Annotated in this window: 19 protein-coding genes; 6 read left to right on the top strand and 13 right to left on the bottom strand. The window is 68.8% G+C overall.

Translation table 11 applies throughout. The annotated features are described in order from the left end of the window. Positions 1 to 14 precede the first annotated feature (14 nt). Together IM738_RS23785 and ssb are read right to left on the bottom strand one after the other, a co-directional pair. Positions 15 to 1,334 carry a DUF3422 family protein gene (locus IM738_RS23785; RefSeq protein ID WP_236963483.1) on the bottom strand — a complete coding sequence of 440 codons (1,320 nt, stop codon included), beginning with the start codon at positions 1,332 to 1,334 and terminating at the stop codon, positions 15 to 17. Between the two features lie 136 nt (positions 1,335 to 1,470). After that, the gene (gene ssb / locus IM738_RS23780) at positions 1,471 to 1,974 is read right to left on the bottom strand and encodes a single-stranded DNA-binding protein (RefSeq protein ID WP_236963482.1); all 504 of its coding nucleotides are present in this window, start codon (positions 1,972 to 1,974) and stop codon (positions 1,471 to 1,473) included. A gap of 144 nt (positions 1,975 to 2,118) precedes the next feature. Here ssb and IM738_RS23775 point away from each other — a divergent pair, with 144 nt between their 5' ends. Beyond that, complete coding sequence (locus IM738_RS23775) at positions 2,119 to 3,513, top strand: chloride channel protein (RefSeq protein WP_236963481.1); 1,395 nt, start codon at positions 2,119 to 2,121, stop codon at positions 3,511 to 3,513. Here the strand turns inward: IM738_RS23775 and IM738_RS23770 are convergent. The 3 genes from IM738_RS23770 to IM738_RS23760 all read right to left on the bottom strand — a co-directional run bounded on the left by IM738_RS23770 (position 3,499) and on the right by IM738_RS23760 (position 6,917). Continuing rightward, positions 3,499 to 4,758: an MFS transporter gene (locus IM738_RS23770; protein ID WP_442908531.1), complete on the bottom strand. Its 1,260-nt coding sequence runs from the start codon at positions 4,756 to 4,758 to the stop codon at positions 3,499 to 3,501. The two genes, IM738_RS23775 and IM738_RS23770, sit on opposite strands and share 15 nt — an antisense overlap. Before the next feature lie 147 nt (positions 4,759 to 4,905). Continuing rightward, positions 4,906 to 6,240 (bottom strand): (Fe-S)-binding protein, encoded by a 1,335-nt coding sequence (locus IM738_RS23765; protein WP_236963480.1) that lies wholly within the window; start codon positions 6,238 to 6,240, stop codon positions 4,906 to 4,908. Further along, positions 6,237 to 6,917 carry a hypothetical protein gene (locus IM738_RS23760; RefSeq protein ID WP_236963479.1) on the bottom strand — a complete coding sequence of 227 codons (681 nt, stop codon included), beginning with the start codon at positions 6,915 to 6,917 and terminating at the stop codon, positions 6,237 to 6,239. The genes IM738_RS23765 and IM738_RS23760 overlap by 4 nt, the downstream gene beginning before the upstream one ends. Positions 6,918 to 7,168: 251 nt before the next feature. Between IM738_RS23760 and uvrA the strand changes: the two genes are divergently transcribed. Further along, a complete protein-coding gene (gene uvrA / locus IM738_RS23755; RefSeq protein WP_236966398.1) occupies positions 7,169 to 10,198 on the top strand; it encodes an excinuclease ABC subunit UvrA in 3,030 nt (1,009 codons plus the stop codon). 45 nt (positions 10,199 to 10,243) lie between these two features. Here the strand turns inward: uvrA and IM738_RS23750 are convergent, their stop codons facing one another. From IM738_RS23750 to pyrF, 5 genes are all read right to left on the bottom strand, one after another. Beyond that, a complete protein-coding gene (locus IM738_RS23750; RefSeq protein ID WP_236963478.1) occupies positions 10,244 to 10,771 on the bottom strand; it encodes an RcnB family protein in 528 nt (175 codons plus the stop codon). Between the two features lie 97 nt (positions 10,772 to 10,868). Further along, positions 10,869 to 11,696, bottom strand: coding sequence for a MipA/OmpV family protein (locus IM738_RS23745; protein ID WP_236963477.1), 828 nt, complete (start codon positions 11,694 to 11,696; stop codon positions 10,869 to 10,871). Positions 11,697 to 11,753: 57 nt separating this feature from the next. Further along, complete coding sequence (locus IM738_RS23740; protein WP_236963476.1) at positions 11,754 to 12,371, bottom strand: glutathione S-transferase family protein; 618 nt, start codon at positions 12,369 to 12,371, stop codon at positions 11,754 to 11,756. Next, positions 12,368 to 13,081 carry a glutathione S-transferase family protein gene (locus IM738_RS23735; RefSeq protein ID WP_236963475.1) on the bottom strand — a complete coding sequence of 238 codons (714 nt, stop codon included), beginning with the start codon at positions 13,079 to 13,081 and terminating at the stop codon, positions 12,368 to 12,370. Before IM738_RS23735 ends, IM738_RS23740 begins: the two co-directional genes overlap by 4 nt. 181 nt (positions 13,082 to 13,262) lie before the next feature. Continuing rightward, positions 13,263 to 14,102 carry an orotidine-5'-phosphate decarboxylase gene (gene pyrF, locus IM738_RS23730; RefSeq protein WP_236963474.1) on the bottom strand — a complete coding sequence of 280 codons (840 nt, stop codon included), beginning with the start codon at positions 14,100 to 14,102 and terminating at the stop codon, positions 13,263 to 13,265. Between the two features lie 64 nt (positions 14,103 to 14,166). Here pyrF and IM738_RS23725 point away from each other — a divergent pair, with 64 nt between their 5' ends. The 4 genes from IM738_RS23725 (at position 14,167) to yiaA (ending at position 18,021) form a co-directional block, all read left to right on the top strand. Beyond that, entirely contained in the window at positions 14,167 to 15,069 is a 903-nt protein-coding gene (locus tag IM738_RS23725) for a DMT family transporter (protein WP_236963473.1), read from the top strand. 64 nt (positions 15,070 to 15,133) lie between these two features. Then, positions 15,134 to 16,300, top strand: a complete 1,167-nt coding sequence (gene tgt / locus IM738_RS23720; RefSeq protein WP_236963472.1) for a tRNA guanosine(34) transglycosylase Tgt — start codon at positions 15,134 to 15,136, stop codon at positions 16,298 to 16,300. 48 nt (positions 16,301 to 16,348) lie between these two features. Further along, the gene (locus IM738_RS23715; RefSeq protein ID WP_236963471.1) at positions 16,349 to 17,542 is read left to right on the top strand and encodes an MFS transporter; all 1,194 of its coding nucleotides are present in this window, start codon (positions 16,349 to 16,351) and stop codon (positions 17,540 to 17,542) included. Positions 17,543 to 17,577: 35 nt separating this feature from the next. Further along, positions 17,578 to 18,021 (top strand): inner membrane protein YiaA, encoded by a 444-nt coding sequence (gene yiaA, locus IM738_RS23710; RefSeq protein WP_236963470.1) that lies wholly within the window; start codon positions 17,578 to 17,580, stop codon positions 18,019 to 18,021. 24 nt (positions 18,022 to 18,045) lie between these two features. Here the strand turns inward: yiaA and IM738_RS23705 are convergent, their stop codons facing one another. The 3 genes from IM738_RS23705 to IM738_RS23695 all read right to left on the bottom strand — a co-directional run bounded on the left by IM738_RS23705 (position 18,046) and on the right by IM738_RS23695 (position 20,594). Next, entirely contained in the window at positions 18,046 to 19,152 is a 1,107-nt protein-coding gene (locus IM738_RS23705) for a serine endopeptidase (protein ID WP_236963469.1), read from the bottom strand. A 46-nt stretch (positions 19,153 to 19,198) separates the two neighbouring features. After that, positions 19,199 to 20,005, bottom strand: coding sequence for a DUF2145 domain-containing protein (locus IM738_RS23700; RefSeq protein WP_442908464.1), 807 nt, complete (start codon positions 20,003 to 20,005; stop codon positions 19,199 to 19,201). 130 nt (positions 20,006 to 20,135) lie between these two features. After that, entirely contained in the window at positions 20,136 to 20,594 is a 459-nt protein-coding gene (locus IM738_RS23695; protein ID WP_236963468.1) for a hypothetical protein, read from the bottom strand. Positions 20,595 to 20,620 lie beyond the last annotated feature (26 nt).

The raw sequence follows: 20,620 nt of genomic DNA, 5'->3' as shown, positions 1-20,620 counted from the left end.
CGCGGGGGGGGGGGTCAATGCCCCGCGTGCAGCTTCTCGTGGATCTTCCTGGTGGTGCGCCACACCGCCCACAGCACCAGCGGGATCATGACGCCGGCCAGCAACTCGGGCTTGATGGGCAGGCCCGCTTCTTTGCCCGCCTTGCCCAGGTAGAGGATCAGGCTGATCACGTAGTACGAGATCGCCGCGATCGACAGGCCTTCCACCGTGCTTTGCAGCCTGAGCTGCAGCTCCTGCCCCTTGGTGAGCTTGGCCAGCAGCTGCTGGTTCTGCTCCTCGGTGGCGATGTCCACCCGCGTGCGCAGCAGGGCGCTGGTGCGCGTGATGCGCTCGGACAATGAAGCCAGGCGTTGCGCGGTGGCGGTGACGGTGGCGATGGCCGGCGAGAGCCGGCGCTGCATGAATTCGCCGATGGTCTGTGTGCCCGGGATCGGTTGTTCCCGGATCTCCGCAATGCGCTGGCCCACCAGCGTGTCGTAGGCCTGCGTGGCGGAGAAACGATAGGCGTGTTGGGCGGTGGCCCGCTCCACGCCCGCGGCCAGCGACACCAGCGCGTCGAGCAGGGCCTGGTCGGTGGCGCTCTTGTTCTCCATCTGGGCGGTGATGTCGGCGAGCTGCTGTTCGGAGCGAGTCAGCAGTGCGCCCAGCTGCTTGGCCACCGGCAGCCCGCGCAAGGCCATGAGGCGGTAGGTCTCGATCTCCAGCAGGCGCTGCGAGATGCGGCCGGCCCGGGTTTCGGTGGTGTCGGTCGGCGCCACCACCAGCATGCGCTCGTAGCCCGACTCGCGCAGCATGAAGTCGGTGACCACCATCGAATGGGCGTTGTTCCCCATGAGCGAGGCCACCACCGTGTGCTCGCCCAGCCAGGTGCGCGCCAGCGCCAGGGTCTCCTGCGGGTGTTGCAGGTCGCCGTGCAGCATGACCAGTTTGATGGCGGCGAAGGTTCGCCCCGGAATGCCGGCGATCCAGTCGGGCGGCAGCACGATGTGCGAGAGCAGCTCGGGATCGCGCGAGCCCAGCTGCGCGGCATCGGGCAGCGGCTGCACCAGCGAATACCGGGTGAACTCGGTGTGGCGCTCCCACTTGAGCGTGTAGCCGGGCAGGCGCAGGCGCAGGAAGTTGCCTTGCAGCTGTTCGGGTGTGAGTGCCTGCTGTCCGGGCAGTCGGCTCAGGTGCGCACACTCCTGCTCGCGCGTGACCCCTTCGTTGAACACCGCCACAAACACCACCAGGGCGGGCAGGTGCACCCGCGCGGGCGGGCGGGCATGCACCTCGTTGTGCAGCAGCTCACGCTGCGGGTCACCGGCGGGCAACGGGTAGGGGTTGGGTTCCATGCGGCGATTGTGCCGAAACCTGGTGGCGCGCCGCTGCGGGCCGTGGCTCAAAAAAAGAAAACCCGCCGGGCTGGGCGCCCGGCGGGTTGTGAAGGCCACGTCCGGGATGGAAGACGTGGCGTCAGGGACCGGTTCCTCAGAACGGAATGTCGTCGTCCATGTCGTCGAAGCCGCTGGCCGGGCGGGCCGCCGCCGGGGCGGGCGCGGGGGCCGGGCGTGCGGCAGGGGCCTGACGCGGGGCCGCAGCCGGACGGCTGTACCCACCGCCGCCTGCGCCGCCCTCTTCACCACCGCCCATGCCTTCGCGGCCGCCCAGCAGCTGCAGCTCGGTGGCGATGATGTCCACGGTGTTCTTTTCCACGCCGGTGGCCTTGTCCACGTAGGTGCCGTACTTCAGGCGGCCTTCGACATAGATCGGGCGGCCCTTCTTCACGTACTCACCGGCGATCTCGGCCAGGCGGTCGTAGAAAGTGACGCGGTGCCACTGGGTGTCTTCGATGGTCTCGCCGCTGTTCTTGTCCTTGCGGCGGCTGGAGGTGGCCACGCTCACGTTGGCCACGGCCTGGCCCGAGGGCAGGTAACGGATTTCGGGGTCGCGGCCGCAGTTGCCGACGAGGATGACTTTATTGACGGATGCCATGTGTGTGCCCTGGGGGGAGTAAGCGGGCGGCGCCGGGAACCCGGGCCGCAAAAAGGTCAACCATTGTGCCGCAAGTGGCGTTCCGGCCCAATCATCCGCCGGCCGATGGTCTTTGGGACTCACCAGCCCCTACACTGCACTCCGATGAAAGGCGAACCGGACTTCCTGCAGAACGTGCGCAACGAGATCGGCGACGGGCGGCAGTGGCTGGACCGGACCATCGTGATCGTCTACGCGGTGCTCGCGGGCCTGTCCATCGTCGTGTTCACGCTGCTGGCTGACGCGGCCTTTGACCTCTACCAGGGCCTGCGCAGTTCGGCCTGGTGGGCGCCACTGCTATGGACACCGGCGCTCACCGCGCTGATCGTCTGGTCGGTGCGGCGCTGGGCGCCGGGCACGGCCGGCTCGGGCGTGCCGCAGGTGCTCACGGCGCTGGCGCCAGAGACCCCCATCGCCAGCCGTTCCCGGTTTGTCTCGCTGAAGCTGTCCATGGTCAAGATCGTGGCGGTTTCGGGCGGCTTGCTGGCGGGTCTGTCGATCGGCCGGCAGGGCCCTTCCGTGCAGATCGCCGCCGGCGTGATGCTGCACGCCAAACGCTGGCTGTCCCCCAAGACCGACATCAGCACTCGCGAACTGCTGGTGGCGGGCGGCGCTGTCGGCATCGCCGCCGCCTTCAACACGCCGCTGGGCGGCATCGTGTTCGCCATCGAGGAGCTGTCGCGCCGCCTGCAGGATCGCAGCAGCGGCCTGATGCTGGCCGCCATCGTGGTGGGCGGCCTGGTGTCGGTCTCGGCCTTCGGCAACCTCTCGTACTTCGGTCGTGTGCGGGCCGAGAACCTGTCCTGGTGGGTGTTGATCGGGCCGGCGCTGGTGGTGTCGGTGGCCAGCGGCCTGCTCGGCGGGTTGATGTCGCGCCTGCTGCTGGCCTCGTTCACCGGCCTGCCCGACCGCTTCTGTGCCTACCGGCGCAAACGACCGGTGATCTTCGCGGCCGGGTGCGGGTTGGTCGTGGCGGTGATCGCGGTGATCACCCAGGGCGATGCCGTGGGCGTGGGCCACCACAACACCCACGCGCTGCTGGCGCCCGACGGTGGCGAACACCACCGCCCGCTGGTGTTCACCGGACTGAAATTCATCGCGTCGTGGCTGTCGTCCTGGGCCGGGGTGCCCGCCGGCATGTTCGGCCCCAGCCTGTCGATCGGTGCGGGGCTGGGCGCCGACGTGGCCTGGCTGTTCGACTCGCCGCACGCGCCAGCCCTCATCGCGCTGGGCATGTGCGGCTTTCTGGCGGCGGTGACGCAGACCCCGATCACGGCCATGATCATCGTGATGGAGATGACCGACGGCCACAGCATGGTGCTCAGCCTGATCACCTGTGCGCTGCTCTCCAGCCTGGTCTCGCGCATGATCAGCCGGCCGCTCTACAGCACCATGTCCATTCTGATGATGCGTTCGCTGCGCGGGGCACCCATGGACGGCACCCACAGCGGGCATGTGCCGCTGGAGAGCCCGCCGGCCGCCGGATCAGCGCCGCGCTGACGCGGCAGGCGCTGGCGCCCGCATCGGCCAGGCCACCACCAGCCAGACCAGCGAGGCCACCGCGCAGGCGGCAAACAGGCCGCTCGGACCGTGCGCGCGGGCCAGCCAGCCGCCCACCGCGCCGCCGACAAAAAAGCCCACCGACTGCAGCGTGTTGTAAACGCCCAGCGCCGCGCCGCGCGCGTGCGCTGGCGCCAGTTTGGACACCAGGCTGGGCTGGCTGGCTTCCATCATGTTGAAGCCGATGAAGAACACAAACAGCAGGCCACCCAGTGTCCACAGCCCCGGCTGCGCGTCCGCCACCGCCCACAAGCCCACCTGCACCGCGAGGATCAGCCCGATGGAGACCAGGAAGGCCACGCGCAGCCGACCCTTGCGCTCCATGGGGAACAGCACGCCGCCCATGACCAGCAGCGAGGCCAGCACCGCCGGCAGGTACACCTGCCAGTGGTCGGCTTTGGCCAGCCCGGCCTGCACCAGCATCGCGGGCAGCGCCATCCACATGGCGAGCTGCACCGCGTGCAGCACGAAAACGCCCAGGTTCAGCCGCAGCAGCCCGGCGTGGCGCAGCACCTCGCCCAGCCCGCCACGCACCTGCTGCATGTCGGACGGCCGGTGCACGCGCGGTTCCGGCGGCGCCACCCACAGCACCACGGCGATGCCCAGCAGCGCCAGCGCGCAGGTCATGAGGAAGATGCCCGACAAGCCCACCCAGCCCGCCAGCAGCGGCGCGATGACCAGCGAGAGCGCGAACATCAGCGCGATGCTCGCGCCCACCATGGCCATCGCCTTGGTGCGCACGCTGTCGCGCGTGACGTCGGCGAGGAAGGCGGTGACCGCGGCCGAAATGGCGCCCGCACCCTGCACCGCGCGCCCGATGGCCAGCCAGGTGAGGTCGGGCGCCCAGGCTGCGATGGCGCTGCCCGCTGCGAACAGCAACAGGCCGGCCACGATGGTGGGCTTGCGGCCAAAGCGGTCGGAGGCGATGCCGAAGGGAATCTGCAGAAACGCCTGCGTCAGCCCGTACAGGCCCATGGCAAAACCGACACGGGCCGGGTCGTCGCCGCCGGGCAGGCGCGCGGCTTCGAGTGCGAACACCGGCAGCACGATGAACAGGCCCAGCATGCGCAGCGCAAACACCAGGGCCAGCGCACCGCTGGCGCGCCGCTCCTCACCCGTCATGCGGTTGGCATCGAGGGCGGGAGCATCGCTGGAAACGGGGGGAGCGGACGTTGAAGACACGATCAAGAAGCACGCGTCAGGCAGGATCGCCTGCCTGACGCCGGGGGTGTTGGGGCCAACCGGTATTGTGCGTCAAAGGCCCTGCCACACGCTGGTGGTGGGTCGGCACCGGCCTGGGCCGGCAGTCCCCGGAACAAGGCGTGGGAAATATCATTCCGGCAACTGCCGGGCCACCATTTCAACCACGCTTTCAATGGTGGTGGGCCAGGCGTCGGCTTCGGCGCCCGCCATCACGTTCAGTCGGCAACTGCCGCAGGACACCACCACCGTGTCGGCCCCCGTGGCGTCGATCTGCTCGCGCTTGATGCCCCAGGCCTTGTGCCGCAAACCCTCCGCGCGGTTGATCAGGAACACGCCCGCGCCACCGCCACAACACCAGTTCTGCTCGGCCGTGGGCGTGGTTTCCCGCAGGTCCATGCCCAGGGCTTTGAGCGCCGCGCGCGGCTCGTCCACCACGCCGCCGTGCCGGGCCAGCTTGCAGGCGTCGTGGTAGGTGATCTTGCGGCTGGGGTCTTCGGGTGGCTGCAGCTGCAAACGCCCGGCAGTGATTTCGCGCCCCACGAATTCGGACGCCGCCAGCACCTCGAAGGGCAGCGGCTGGCCGTTGGCGAGCCGCGCTTCCCAGCGCAGCGCCGGGTACGCGTGCCCGCACTCCGGCAGGATGACGGTCTTGGCGCCAATGGCCAGCGCCTCATCGATCAGGCGTTGGCTGGCCGCCTTCTGCAGCGATTCGCTGCCGGAGAGCAGACCGAAGTTCGCCGCTTCAAAACCCGCGCTGCGCAAGGTCCCTCGAATGCCCAGGTGGTTGAGGATGCGCGCCGTGGCGGCCAGCGCATCCTGGTACAGCAGCACGTCGATCACCGTGGTCACGAGCATCAGGTCGGCCTGCGGTTCGTCCAGAGGAACCGTGATGCCCTGGGCGCGCAGCAGGTCCAGCGTTTGCCGGAGCTCGTTGGGGCCGACGCCGAACACCGTGCCCCGGCCGGCCTGTTCCTGCGCCACCGCCGTCAACTCCAGTGGGGCCAGCCCGGCCTCGAACAGCGCTTCGCGCATCACGTTCACACCGCGCGCGGTGTTGACGCCCATCGGGCAGATCATGCTGCAGCGCCCGCACTCCGTGCATGAGTCGTAGACCAGTTCCTGCCACTCCTTGAGATCGTCGAGCGTGATGTCGGCCAGGAACAGGCGCTTGAGTGGCGCAAAGGCCGAGGTTTCGCGCGCGTGCACCCGGCGCAGCAGGTCCAGCTTGCGGCTGGGGCTGTATTTCGGGTCCTGGGTGCTCTGGTAGAAGTGGCAGGCTTCCGAACAGTAGCCACAGTTCACGCAGGCCTCCAGGTCCAGCGCCAGACCGCGGTCGGTCTTGGCGCGCATCACCGTCTTGGCGCGGCCCAGGCGCTCGGCGTCGGTCAGCGCATCGGGCTGCGCCATCTCCGGCAGGTGGTGGATGGCTTGCAGAAAGCCATGAAACACATCCATGTTGATCATGAGCGCACCCCGCGACGGCCAAAGAACGTGGCCAGCTGCATGCGCGCCGGCAGGAACAGGAACGCGTGCATCAGCTTGCCGAACGGAAACCAGATCAGCAGCAGCTCCAGCGTCAGCAGGTGCACCGCCAGCGGGTCCCGGTAGATCACGTGGTCGCGCGCCAGGATGGTCGCGGACGGATCGCCGATCACCGCCATGCCGGTGAAGAAGGGCAGGAACGTGAGCACCCAGGTGATCCAGTCGTCGGCGGTCGAGATCCGTTTCAGCACCGGATCGGTCAGGCGGAACAGCAGGGCCACCAGCAAAGAGATGATGCTGGCGCCCGCCGCGACGTACATCACGGCGTCGGGAAAGGCGGGCCACCACAGACCGGTCAGGCGGCGGACGAAAGCGATGTGGGGCGCGTAGCCGAAGAACACCACCGCAAGCCCGATGTGGAACACATAGGGATTCAGGTTGACGAGCGTGGCGCTCGGGTGAAACCCGCCGCGCGGCAGCATGCGCGTGAGCGCGGCGCTCAAAGCCGCGCCCGTGCCGAAGTGCTGGCGTTCGGGCCCGGCGGGTGCGGGCGAGCCGGGCAGGCGCCGCAGCGCCAGCAAGCGCCAGGCGACGCCCGCGACAAAGACAAAAAGAGACAGCGCCAGCAGCGGGCCGCGCACCCAGTCCAGGAAATCCATGGAGAACCGTCCTTGATGTGGTCACCGGAGCTTGCACAGTACGCCCAATCCGCCCGAAAAACACATTCCGGTTGCGCTTCGCTGCTCGGGGGTTGATTCCCGTCATGCCTTGACGCCACCCGGTGCCGCAGGTGCACCCCGCTGGCGGTCCGGCCGTATCATGTCGGGTTGCCTTTTTGACGCCAGAAACCCGCCACTGGTGCACCGCCTTGAACCAGAACCCGACCCCGCTGACCGGCCCCGCGCTGGAGATGCCCACCCCGCTCAGCCCCGCCCACGCCGCGGCCCTGCGCACCGCGGCCACGCTTTCGGTGCGCGGCGCGCGCACGCACAACCTGAAGAACATCGACCTCGACATCCCCAAGCACGCGCTGGTGGTGATCACGGGCTTGTCGGGCTCGGGCAAATCGAGCCTGGCGTTTGACACCCTGTACGCCGAAGGCCAGCGCCGTTATGTGGAGAGCCTCTCGGCCTACGCGCGGCAGTTTCTGCAGCTGATGGACAAGCCCGACGTGGACCTGATCGAAGGCCTGTCGCCGGCGATCGCCATCGAGCAGAAGGCCACCAGCCACAACCCGCGCTCCACCGTGGGCACGGTGACCGAGATCCACGACTATCTGCGCTTGTTGTACGCCCGCGCCGGCACGCCGCACTGCCCCGAGCACGACCTGCCGCTGGCCTCGCAGAGCGTGGCGCAGATGGTGGACGCCGTGCTGGCGCTGCCGCCCGACACGCGGCTGATGATCCTGGCGCCGGTGGCGCGCGAGAAAAAGGGCGAGTTCCTGGAGCTGTTCGCCGACATGCAGGCCCAGGGCTACGTGCGCTTCCGCATCAACGGCGAGGTGCTGGACTTCGATGCCCTGCCGGCGCTGAAGAAGACCGAGAAACACAACATCGACGTCGTGATCGACCGCATCAAGGTGCGCACCGACGCGGCCGACGAAGGTGTGAACCCACTGCGACAGCGGCTCGCCGAGAGCTTCGAGGCTGCGCTGCGACTGGCCGAAGGCCGCGCCATCGCGGTCGAAATGGACGGCGGCGCCGAACACGGCTTCTCCGCCAAGTTCGCCTGCCCGGTCTGCAGCTACACCGTGGGCGAGCTGGAGCCGCGGCTCTTTTCGTTCAACTCGCCCATGGGTGCCTGCCCCAGCTGCGACGGCCTGGGCCACACCGAGGTGTTCGATCCCGAGCGCGTGGTCGCCTTCCCCACGCTCAGCCTGGCCAGCGGCGCCATCAAGGGCTGGGACCGGCGCAATGGCTACTACTTCGCCATGATCGAGAGCATCGCGGCGCACTACAAGTTCGACGCCGAAGCGGCCTGGGAATCGCTGCCCGAAGCGGTGCAGCAGGTGCTGCTCTACGGCTCTGGCGAAGAAGAGATCAAGTTCAGCTACGCGCTCGAATCGGGCGAACGCGCGGGCAAGAAGATCAGCAAGAAACACCCCTTCGAAGGCATCATCCGCAACTTCGAACGCCGCTACCGCGAGACCGACTCGGCCGCCGTGCGCGAAGAGCTGTCCCGCTACCGCGCCACCCAGCCCTGCCCCTCGTGCAACGGCACGCGCCTGCGCCTGGAGGCGCGCCACGTTTTCGTGGGCGAGGGCGAGCAGAAGCAGCCCATCTACAAGATCAGCCACATCACGCTCGGCGAGTCGCTGGCCTACTTCAGCGCGCTGCACCTGCCCGGCGCCAAGGGCGACATCGCCGCGCGCGTGATCAACGAGATCCGCCAGCGCCTGAAGTTCCTGAACGACGTGGGCCTGAACTACCTGAGCCTGGACCGCAGCGCCGACACGCTCTCGGGCGGCGAAGCGCAGCGCATCCGGCTGGCGAGCCAGATCGGCAGCGGCCTGACCGGCGTGATGTACGTGCTCGACGAGCCCAGCATCGGCCTGCACCAGCGCGACAACGACCGCCTCATCACCACCCTGCAGCACCTGCGCGACCTGGGCAACACGGTGCTGGTGGTGGAGCACGACGAGGACATGATCCGTTGCGCCGACCACGTGATCGACATGGGCCCCGGCGCGGGCGTGCACGGCGGCCACGTGATGGCGCAGGGCACCTGCGCCGAGGTGATGGCCACGCCCGGCTCACTGACGGGCCAGTACCTCAGCGGCGCGCGCGAGATCGCCGTGCCCTCGCGGCGCACGCCCTGGCTGCCGGTGAACAAGGCCGCCGCCGCGGCCAAGGCCGCGCCGATCAAGTCGCGCTTTCCCATGAGCCCCGCGGCCGAGCGCCGCAGCGCGCGCGAAGCGGCCCACCTGGCCTCGCTGGGCGAGCTGCAGGAAATCCGCGTCGTCAATGCCACCGGCCACAACCTCCAGGGCGTGAGCGTGGCTTTCCCGGTGGGCCTGCTGACCTGCGTGACCGGCGTCTCGGGCTCGGGCAAATCGACCCTGGTGAACGACACGCTCTACGCCGCCGTCTCGCGCACGCTCTACCGCTCGCACGAAGAGCCGGCCGAACACGAGGCCATCGAAGGCATCGAACACTTCGACAAGGTCATCAACGTCGATCAATCGCCGATCGGCCGCACGCCGCGCAGCAACCCGGCCACCTACACCGGCCTCTTCACCGGCATCCGCGAACTGATGGCCGAAATGCCCACCGCGAAAGAACGCGGTTACGGCCCGGGCCGCTTCAGCTTCAACGTGGCCGGCGGTCGCTGCGAGGCCTGCCAGGGCGACGGCGTGGTCAAGGTGGAGATGCACTTCCTGCCCGACGTCTACGTGCCTTGCGAGGTGTGCAGCGGCCAGCGCTACAACCGCGAAACGCTGGACGTGCAATACAAGGGCAAGAACATCGCGCAGATCCTGGACATGACGGTCGAGCAGGCCCACGCCTTCTTCACCGCCGTGCCCACGCTGCACCGCAAGCTGCAGACGCTGATGGACGTGGGCCTCACCTACATCCAGCTCGGCCAGAGCGCGACCACGCTCTCGGGCGGCGAGGCGCAGCGCGTCAAGCTCGCGCTGGAGCTGAGCAAACGCGACACCGGCCGCACGCTCTACATCCTGGACGAGCCCACCACCGGCCTGCACTTCGCCGACATCGAGCTGCTGCTGAAGGTGCTGCACCAGCTGCGCGACGCGGGCAACACCATCGTCGTGATCGAGCACAACCTCGACGTGATCAAGACCGCCGACTGGCTCATCGACATGGGCCCCGAAGGCGGCTCGGGCGGCGGCACCGTGGTGGGCGTGGGCACGCCGGAAGACATCGCCGCCAACGGCGAAAGCCACACAGGGCGCTATCTGGCGCGGCTGCTGGGCCGCTGAGCGAGCCCGGCGTTCAGGTCCGCTGTCGGCGGGTCTGGACGGCGTTCACAGGCCGCCCAGGTCCTCGATGGCGTCGATCACCATGCCGGTTCCCACGGCGATCAGCAGGATGTCGGTGGCCACGCGCACGAACTTGTGACCGGAGGGCGGCAGCCCCAGTTGCACCTGCACCGCCGCCGGCACCGCGTAATAAACGACAGAGGGAGGCAGCGGTTGGCCGCGGCGCCACTTCCAGGCCTGGCCCGGGGGCATGCAGCCGTTCTGCTTCTTGGCCAGGCCGGGCGGGCACTTGCCGCTGCGCACGCGCGGCTCGTAGTAGGCCCGGGTGGCCTGGCGCTGCGGTTCGTTGAAGTAGCCGCCGATCTGGATCGTGACCGTCGGCGTGATCACGCGAGCCACCGGTGGGTGTTTGATCTTCGGCGGCTTGTCGCCCTTGCCCTGCTTGCCATGGCCCTTGCCACTCTGACCACCTTCCGCCCAGTCGGGTTTGGCGGCCTGGGCGCCGTGCAGCGCGGTGCCCAGGGCCAGGCCAAGGATCAGGGCGCGAAGAAGGGAGGTGGACAGGGTGGGCATGGTGCGATGAACCGTCGGGTGAGGATGCCCGTAGTGTGCGCCAACACCGCGCGCACACCGCAACCGAAGGTAACCAGCCCCCCCGTGAAACCCGGACTCAACGGCTGCGGTACGCGATCCCGATGGTCACGCTGTGCGTCGCCAGGCGGCCCACGAGGGGGCTGCGCGCGGCGCGACCGAGGATGCGCGACATCTCCAGCCCGCCGAAGGCCACCCAATGGTCACCCAGCGCGGTGGAGAAATTGAGGCCCGCGCGCAGGTTTTCGAGGCCACCGCTCAGCTGGTAGGTGTCGCGACCGGTCGCCTGCGCACCCTCGAGGGAAATGCCGTAGTGGGTCTGCATGTAGCGGGCATTGCCCAGGCCGGTGCCGAGCGAAAAATCCAACTGCGTGTCTTCGGAATAGGGGTAGGCGTAGTTGACACCGGTGCCCAGCCGCAGGCCACCGCCGCGACCGAGCAGGTCGTGGTCGGTGTTCATGCTCCAGCTCCAGCGCGGCCCGAGGGCACGCCGCGCGGACAGCCGGGCGCGCACCGTGGTGCCGATGTCAGGCAGACCACGCAACAGCGGATCGGCTTCGAAACTGCGGCCGTTGTCCAGCCGCAGCGACACGCTGAGGCTGACGTCTTCCGTCGGTTTGAACTCGGTCGACAGACCGGTTTCCAGCGCCTCGCGCCCCACGCTCATCAGGGCGCTGGCGCGGGAGCGCGACACCCTCAATGGGCCCAGCTGGAACGCCCACAGCGGCTTGAGATCGGTGGTCGAGCCCTGCGCGGTCCCGATGTGCGAGTTGCCGTTGACGACGGAGGCGCCAATGAGGTAGTCGTCCTGCTGGTCGCCGAACGAGGCCTCCGCGGCCTGCGCCCCACCTGGCAGCAGGACGGCGGCGGACGCGGCACAAATGAAAGCGTGGCAGATCTTGGGCATCGGCGGATCATACCGACGTGCTACCCGGCCTCCGGGGCGGGTAAACCAGCGACCGGGTCAGGTCCGCGCGCTCGGCCGTTCCGCCACGCGGTCGCGCCAGGTCTGCAGCGCGGCGAAGCCCTGCTCGCCGGCGTTGAAGCGCATCAGACGGGCGAACTCCAGGGCGCAGAACAGCGTGATGTCGGCGATGGTGAAGCGCTCGCCGGCGACCCAGGGCTGGCGCTGCAGCTCGGCGTCGAGCCAGGCCACGGTTTCGCGCAGCTTCTCGCCCTGCGAACGGCCGAAATCGGGAAACTGCGGCTGCTCCAGCGCCGCCAGACCGGGGTGGGTGTGGCGCACGCAGTTGCCGACCGGCAGCAGGACGTACCACTCGATGCGCCGGTCGGCCATCTCGATGAAGGCGCGCTCGGTGGCGTCCACGCCCATGAGGTTGGGCTCCGGGTGGCGGCCTTCCATGTAAGTGCAGATCGCCCGGGTCTCGGTCAGCACGCGCCCGTCGTCGAGTTCCAGCGCCGGGATGCGGGCCAGCGGGCTTTTGGCGCGAAACGCCTCAGTCTTGTGCTCGCCGCCGTTGAGGTCCACGTTCACCAGGTCCAGGCCATTGATGCCCTTCTCCACCAGAAACATCAGCACCCGGCGCGGGTTGGGCGCCCGGGGCGCCACAAAGAGCTTCATGCCGAGCCCCCCTTCAGGCTCTGGCCGGTTTCCACCATGCGCCGCGCTTCTTCGGCGAACTTCTGCACGCCAGCGTCGCCATCGCGCGTGAGATCCACCCTGGACGGCGGCCGCTCGATGCCGCGCTGCGCCGCCGGGCGCTGGCGGATCGCGTCGCGCCAGCGTTTGAGGTGCGGCAGATCGTCCATCTCCACGCCCGACCAGCGGTGCGTGCGCACCCAGGCCCAGTTGGCGATGTCGGCGATGGAGTAGTCGCCCGCCAGGTATTCGTGGTCCGCCAGGTGGCCGTCGAGCACACGGAACAGGCGCTTGCACTCACCTTGATAGCGGTCGATGGCGGCCGGGATTTTCTCGGGGAAGTAGCGAAAGAACACATTGGCCTGGCCCATCATGGGACCGATGCCGCCCATCTGGAACATCAGCCACTGCAGCACCCGCGAACGGCCCTTGGCGTCGGTGGGCATGAGGCGCCCGGTTTTCTCGGCCAGGTAGATGAGGATGGCCCCCGACTCGAATACCGCGAAGTCATCGGCCTCGCGGTCGACGATGGCCGGGATGCGGCCGTTGGGGTTGATGGCGAGGAAGGCCGGCGTCTTCTGCTCGTGCTTCGACAGGTCCAGCACCTTCAGTTCGTAAGGCAGGGCCAGCTCTTCGAGCGCGATGGACACCTTGTGGCCGTTGGGCGTGGCAGCGGTGTAGAGATCAAGCACAGCTACCCCCCTGCGCCGCTTCGCGTCTTCCCCCCGTAAGGGGGACCCCACCTGTGGCCCGGCAAAGCCGGTTCCACGGTGTGTATTGGGAGGGTGTCCGCAGCAGCATGGTTGGCCTCTCGATCAAAACCCTATCGTAGATGTCACCCAGCCTTCCGGCTGTCTCCTGCGGGCAGGCCGCTCAGCCCCGGGCGGCTTCCAGCACGCTGCGCGTGCGCAGCGCCTCGGCGCGCGCCGCCGCAGCGAAGTCCTCGCCGCTGGAGGCGTACAGCACGGCGCGCGAGGAGTTCACGATCACCGGCCCGGTGGTCTCGCCGCCCTGGGTGCGGTAGCCCGCGCGGATGGTCGCGACCGCGTCGCCGCCCTGCGCGCCCACGCCGGGGATCAGCAGCGGCAGCGTCGGGGCCAGTTCGCGCACGCGCTCGATTTCTTCCGGGTAGGTGGCGCCCACCACCAGGCCGAGCTGGCCGTTCAGGTTCCAGGGGCCTTGCGCCAGGCGGGCCACGTGTTCGTACAGCCGCGGCTGGCCCTCCACCGTGGCGAGGCGCTGGTTCTGCAGGTCGTCACCGCCGGGGTTGGAGGTGCGGCAGAGCAGGAAGGCGCCCTTGCCGTGGTACTTGAGGTAGGGCTGCACCGAGTCCCAGCCCATGAAAGGCGAGAGCGTGACGGCGTCGGCGCCGTAGCGCTCGAAGGCCTCGATGGCGTACTGCTCGGCCGTGCTGCCGATGTCGCCGCGCTTGGCGTCGAGGATCACGGGCACTTGCGGCGCCACGCGCTTCATGTGCGCCATCAGGCGCTCCAGCTGGTCTTCGGCGCGGTGGGCCGCGAAGTAGGCGATCTGCGGCTTGAAGGCGATCACGGTGTCGGCCGTGGCCTCGACGATGGCCGCGCAGAAGTCGTAGATGCGCGAGGCGTCGCCCTTCATGCCGGCAGGGAACTTGGCCGGATCGGGGTCCAGGCCGACGCAGAGCAGGGAACGGTTCTGGCGCTCGGCGCCACGCAGCATGTCGAGAAAGGTCATGGCCTCAATTTTACGTTTGAGCGCGCGACGGCCTTTCCATGGAAACGCCCCTAAGATCGCGCGCATGCACGCCCTGTCCCGCCAGCAACTGATCCTGCTCGTCCTGCTCACCATCGTCTGGGGCATCAACTGGCCGATCATGAAGTTCGGCGTCACCGGTTTCCCACCCCTGAGCTTTCGCAGCATCTGCATGTGGCTCGGCCTGCCGGTGCTGGCGCTGTTCCTGGTGTGGCGCAAGGTGCCGTTTCGCATCGGGCGCGAACACTGGCGCGAGCTGGCGGTGCTCACGGTCTTCAACATGCTGTTCTGGCACACGCTGGCGATCCTCGCGATCCAGTCGCTCTCCAGCGGGCGCGCGGCCATCCTGGGCTACACCATGCCGGTGTTCTCGGCGCTGATCGGCGCCGCCTGGTTCGGCCAGCGGCTCGCGGGCCGCGCCTGGTTCGGCGTGGCCGCCGCTGCGCTGGGCGTGGTGCTGCTGCTCTGGCACGAAATCACCACGCTCTCGGGCAAGCCGCTGGGCGTGGGCATGATGCTGGTGGCCGCCGCCACCTGGGCGCTGGGCACACAACAGATCCGCCGCACGCGCATCCCGCACCCGACGCTGGCGATCTCGTTCTGGATGACGGTGATCACCGCCGTGTGGATGACGGCGATCGCGATCCTGTTCGAGCGCGACGCCTGGGTCTGGCCCACGCCACCGGTCTGGGGCGCCATCGTCTACAACGCGCTGGGCGTGTTCGCGTTCGCGCAGGTGGCCTGGCTGATGCTCGCGCGCGACCTGCCGCCCATCGCGTCCACCCTGTCGGTGATGTTCATCCCGGTGCTCGGCGTGTTCAGCGGCGCGTGGTGGCTGGGCGAGGTGCTGCACTGGCAGGACTGGACCGCCGTGGCGCTGGTCATGTTGGCGATCGCGACGGTGCTGTGGCCCTCCAGCGCCCCGCGCCCCGACGTGCGCCCCTCCTGACCGGTCGCGGCCCGGCGCCGCAGACCACCGGGCCGTTGCATCGTCGCTCGGCGACAATCGCCCCATGCTCCAGTTCGACCTGCTCAAGACCGAAGGCCACGCGCGCCGTGGCCGCCTCACCCTCAACCACGGCGTGGTCGAGACCCCCATCTTCATGCCGGTGGGCACCTACGGCACGGTCAAGGGCGTGATGCCCGCCAGCCTCGAAGACATGGGCGCCCAGATCATCCTGGGCAACACCTTTCACCTCTGGATGCGCCCGGGCCGAGAGGTGATGGCCAGCTTCGGCGGCCTGCACGCTTTCGAGCAATGGCACATGCCCATCCTCACCGACTCGGGCGGCTTCCAGGTCTGGAGCCTGGGCGCCATGCGCAAGATCACCGAAGAGGGTGTGACGTTTGCATCGCCCGTCAACGGGGACAAGCTGTTCATGTCGCCCGAGGTCAGCATGCAGATCCAGACCGGGCTCAACAGCGACATCGTCATGCAGCTCGACGAATGCACACCCTACGAGACCAACGGCCACCTCACCACCGAGGCCGAGGCGCGCAAGAGCATGGAGATGAGCCGCCGCTGGGCCGTCCGTTCCAAGGACGAATTCGCGCGGCTGGAGAACCCCAACGCGCTGTTTGGCATCGTGCAGGGCGGCATGTTCGAGCACCTGCGCCAGGAGTCGCTGGAAGCGCTGGTGGAGATGGACTTCCCCGGTTACGCCATTGGCGGCGTGAGCGTGGGCGAGCCCAAGGAACAGATGCTGCAGATCATGGCGCACACGCCGCACCGCCTGCCCGCCCACAAACCGCGTTACCTCATGGGCGTGGGCACGCCCGAAGACCTGGTGCAAGGCGTGGCCGACGGCGTGGACATGTTCGACTGCGTCATGCCCACGCGCAACGCGCGCAACGGCACGCTGTTCACCCGCTTCGGCGACCTGAAGATCCGCAACGCGCGCCACAAGACCGACCACCAGCCGCTGGACGCCACCTGCACCTGCCACGCCTGCGCGGGCCGCGCCGGTGTGAGCTGGGACGATGGCGGACGCGACGGTTTCAGCCGCGCCTACCTGCACCACCTGGACCGCTGCGGCGAAATGCTCGGGCCCATGCTCTCGACCATCCACAACCTGCACTACTACCTGAACCTCATGCGCGAGGTGCGCGAGGCGCTGGACGCCGGGCGCTTCGAGGCCTTCCGCGCGCAGTTCAAGGCCGACCGGGCGCGCGGCGTCTGACGCCTGCGCGGCAGGCGCCCGTTCCAGTGCCCGTTTAAGCTGCGCGCCATGACGCAGTCCCCAGTTCCCCGCCACATCCTGCCCGTGTTGGTGCTCGCGCAGTTCGCTGGCACGTCTCTCTGGTTCGCGGTCAACGCGGTCATGCCGGACCTGCAGCGCGAGCTGGGCTGGCCGGCTTCGGCCATCGGCCCGCTCACGTCGTCGCTGCAGTTCGGCTTCATCGTCGGCACGCTGGTCTTCGCCCTGCTCGCCATCGCCGACCGCTTCGCGCCGCGCCGCGTGTTCCTGTTCTGCGCGCTCGCGGGCGCGGCCTGCACGGTGGGCGCCTGGGCCATGGTCACGCACTACGAAGCCCTGTTGGCCTGGCGCTTTCTCACCGGCGTGTTTCTCGCCGGCATCTACCCGGTGGGCATGAAGATCGCTGCGCAGTGGTACTCCAGAGGCCTGGGTGCCGCGCTCGGCCTGCTGATCGGCGCGCTGGTGCTGGGCTCGGCCAGCGCCCACGCACTGCGCGCGCTCAGCGGCGCCCTGCCTTGGCCCACGCTCATGCTCGGCGTGGCCGCGCTCGCGGCAGCCGGTGGCCTGCTGCTGTTTGTCGGCACCAGCGACCCGCCGCACGCACAGGCCCGCGTGACCACATTGCAATGGCGCGCGCTCGGCACCGTTTGGACCGACGGCCGCGTGCGCGCTTCGGTGCTGGGCTACTTCGGCCACATGTGGGAGCTGTACACCATGTGGGTCATGGTGCCGCTGGTGCTGGCCACGCGGCTGCAGGGCACCGAACTCTCGTGGGCAGCGTTCTGGGTGCTGGGCGCGGGCGTGATCGGCTGCGCGGGCGGCGGCTGGGTGGCGCAGCGCTGGGGCAGCGCGCGCGTGGCGGCGGCGCAGCTCGCCACCAGCGGGCTCTGCTGCCTGGCCACACCGTTCCTGATCGACGCCGCCGCGCCGTGGTTCTACGCCTGGCTGGTGCTCTGGGGCATCACGGTCTCGGGCGACTCGCCGCAGTTCTCCACGCTCACCGCACGCAACGCCCCGCCGCAGGCCGTGGGCAGCGTGCTCACGCTCACCAACAGCCTGGGTTTTGCGCTGTCCATCGTGAGCATCCTGCTGTTTGTCTCGCTGGCGCAAACCGTGAGCCTGGGCGCGCTGCTGCCGTGGCTGGCGATCGGCCCGGCGCTGGGCCTGTGGGCGATGGCGCGGCTGGTGCGGGAGGAGCAACAAAAGGTGACAGGCTTCCGGTAAAGTCCGGCCCACCACAACCACCCCCGGAGGACTCCATGACCGCTCCCGCCCATGTCGCCCAGCGCCCCACCAGCGCCTTCATCGGAGCCTCCTGGGCCGCCTTGCTGGTCGGGGCCGTGGTCTATCTCATGGGCCTGTGGAACGCACAGATGTTGCTCAACGAGAAGGGCTACTACTTCACGCTGCTGATGTACGGCCTGTTCTCCGCCGTGTCGCTGCAGAAGTCGGTGCGCGACCGCATCGAGGGCATTCCGGTCACCGGCATCTACTACGGCCTGTGCTGGGTGTCGCTGGGCATCTCGGTGATCTTGCTGACGGTGGGCCTGTGGAACGCGACGCTGGCCGCCAGCGAAAAAGGCTTCTACGCGATGGCCTTCCTGCTGGCGCTGTTCGGCGCGGTCGCGGTGCAGAAGAACATCCGCGACGTGGCGCAGTTCCGCAGCGCCCACCCCGAGATCGACGGCGCAGCGGCCGAATAAACCGGCCCCGCCGGGGCGCGGCCCTCAGGCGGCCGCCGCCCCCTCGGGCGCCTTCGGCGGCAGGTCCGCCGAAGCGCTCCCCGGCTCAGACGGCGGCTCCTTCGCCGACGCCCCGCACGAGAAACAGTAGCGCGCAAACGCGTTCTTGCGCGTGCTGCAGTGCCCGCAATGGTCGAACAGGCACAGGCCGCAATGCGGGCAGAAGTCGGTCTTGCCGTCCTTCATGTCCACCGTGCGCTCGCAGCCCGGGCAGATGTTCTTCGTCATGCGCGCCTGCGCCTGGTCGTAGTCCATCTCGCGCTGGCGCGTCTGGGCCGGTTGCGCCTCGGCGAGCTTCTGCCGCTCCAGGTAACGCTGCAGCGCCTGGATCGCGTAGCGCCCGCCGATCACCGTGAGCACGATGCCGACGATGTAGCGCACATAGCCGCCGTAGCTCGGCAGGTAGGGCACCAGCTCGACGAAAAACGCGAAGAGCGCGAAGAAGATGAAGCCCCACACGAAGGGCCACGACGAGCCCTTGCGGTGCTTCTTGAACAGGTACCCCGCCAGCACCAACAAGGGCAGCGTGAGCGCCAGCCGATAGCCGAACACACGCAGTTCCTGCGCGCGCTGGGCCTCGACAAACGAGTCACGGGCCGCATCTTCAAGGGTGCGCAATTCGGCCTGCGCGCGCTGCTGCGTCTGGCGCGCGTCGAGCGCGACCTGCTGCTGCTTTTCCACGGCCGTCAACGCGCTGCGCTCGGCCTGCCGCAGACCGTCGAGTTCACGCGTGCGCTGCAAGACCTCTTCGTCCTGCTCGGCGCGCTGCGTCACGCGGCGTGTGGCCAGCCAGTTGTCGAAGGTCTCGCGCGCGGCGCGGTTGTCGGCGCGCGCGGTCTGCAGCTTGAGCTGCGCCTGGTCCAGCGCGGCCTGCGCCTCTTCGGCCGTGCGCTCGGCGGTCTTGATGGACGCTTTGAGCACGGGCGTGCGCTGCGGGTCCATGAAGTCTTCGAGCGAGCGGGTCTGCTCCACCTGCGGCAGATCGCCCACGATGGTGCTGCCCAGCCCGGTCAGGAACCACGCAAACAGGAACGCCACCAGCCAGAGGCCACGGTGGAACCAGTTTTCGGACAGGCGCAGGGTCTTGCTCATGTTCTTTCCCTCCAAGACAAATTGATCAAAGGCATTGTGAACCCGCTCACAGCACAATCCGCTGCGGCGCAGAGCCGAGGCCGGTGCGCGCCAGCCAGTCGAGCACCGAGTCCACCGTCACGGTTTCGATGCGGTCGGAGAAGCGCTTGTCATTCGGGTGGTCGTCGAAGCGGATGTGCGCCGAGCTGGCGCTCGCACCCAACCGGGTCAGCGCGCCCAGGCGCAGCGTGCTCGGCTGGTAACCCTTGAAACCCAGCCAGGCCTGCGCCTGTGCGCGGCTGGTGACGCCCGGCTCGGCCGCCATCGCCATCGTCTCCAGCGCCCACTGGTTGGACTGCTGGTAACGCGTGCCCCAGGCGTAAGACACCATGTTGTAGTCGCGCTGATGCAGGCGCAGGCTGCGCGCCGGGTCGGTCAGCAGCGCGAGCAGTGGCGCCTGCAACGCGGGCGCGGGCACCGACCACACCGCCTCGTGCCGCCAGAGATCGTCCAGGAAAAACTCGCCCAGGCCCTGGCGGTAGATCGAACCGGTGCCGGTGCCGCACTGGTTGAGCTTGTGCAGCACGCGCCACGGCCCCTCGGCCGTCTTGTAGGCCCAGCCCAGGTGCGAATAACGCAGCTGGTACTTGCCCAGGTCCTGCCCCGCGCGGCCCAGCACCACCACGCGTGCGCCGCTGCGGGCGAACTCCGCGTCCAGCGCCTGCGCCGTCTGCTGCGCCAGCGCCAGGCCATGCGTCAGCGTCAGCGGCGTCAGCGGCCGCTGCTCACAGGAGCGGCCGGCGTGCGCGGTGGGCGCCATCAGCAGAAGTGCCGACCCGCAGGACACGACCCACAATCTCAAAAAGGTTTTCATCAGATGCCTCGCAAAAAGGAGATACGCCTCGAATGAGGAAGCCCCAACCGGGAAACACCGCGGAACCGGCTTTGCCGGGCCGCTGGTGTTGCCCCCTGAAAGGGGGGAAGCGCCGCAGGCGCTGCGGGGGTCAGTACGTGATTCTTTCGTTGTGGAGAAGAGCGCGCCCCATCTCGTTGGGGATGAAGCACAGCACCTCGCCCGCCGCCGAGAGCAGCACGCCCGTGCCGATCACGCTCACCGCCACCGCCGTGCCCGCACTGGCCGCCAAGCCCGAGGCTGCGCGCCCCGTCAGCTCCACACTGGCCCGCGCGCCGTCGGACGCCCGCTCCAGCACGATCACCGTGCCACGCGCCGACACCTCCACCGTTTTCACGACCAGCACCGCGCCACTCACCGTGAGCGCCACCGGCAGCGCGCTCACCGCCACCGCGCCCGCCGCGGCACTGCCCGCCACACCCACCACCGAGGCGACCGGCAAAGCCGAGAGCACCAGCGAAGCCTCGCTCTGCGCCCGCGCCGGGCCGGCGACCAAAGCCAGCGCCAGGCCGGCGGCGAGAAAGGTCTTGGTCAGAAAAGTACGTGTCATGTCATTGCTCCTGAAAAAGGAAACCG

The organism is Hydrogenophaga sp. SL48 (genome assembly GCF_021729865.1).
Taxonomy (GTDB): Bacteria; Pseudomonadota; Gammaproteobacteria; order Burkholderiales; family Burkholderiaceae_C; genus Hydrogenophaga.
The sequence above is the reverse complement of the archived record's forward strand: the minus strand, read 5'-3'. Positions and strand labels throughout refer to the sequence as shown.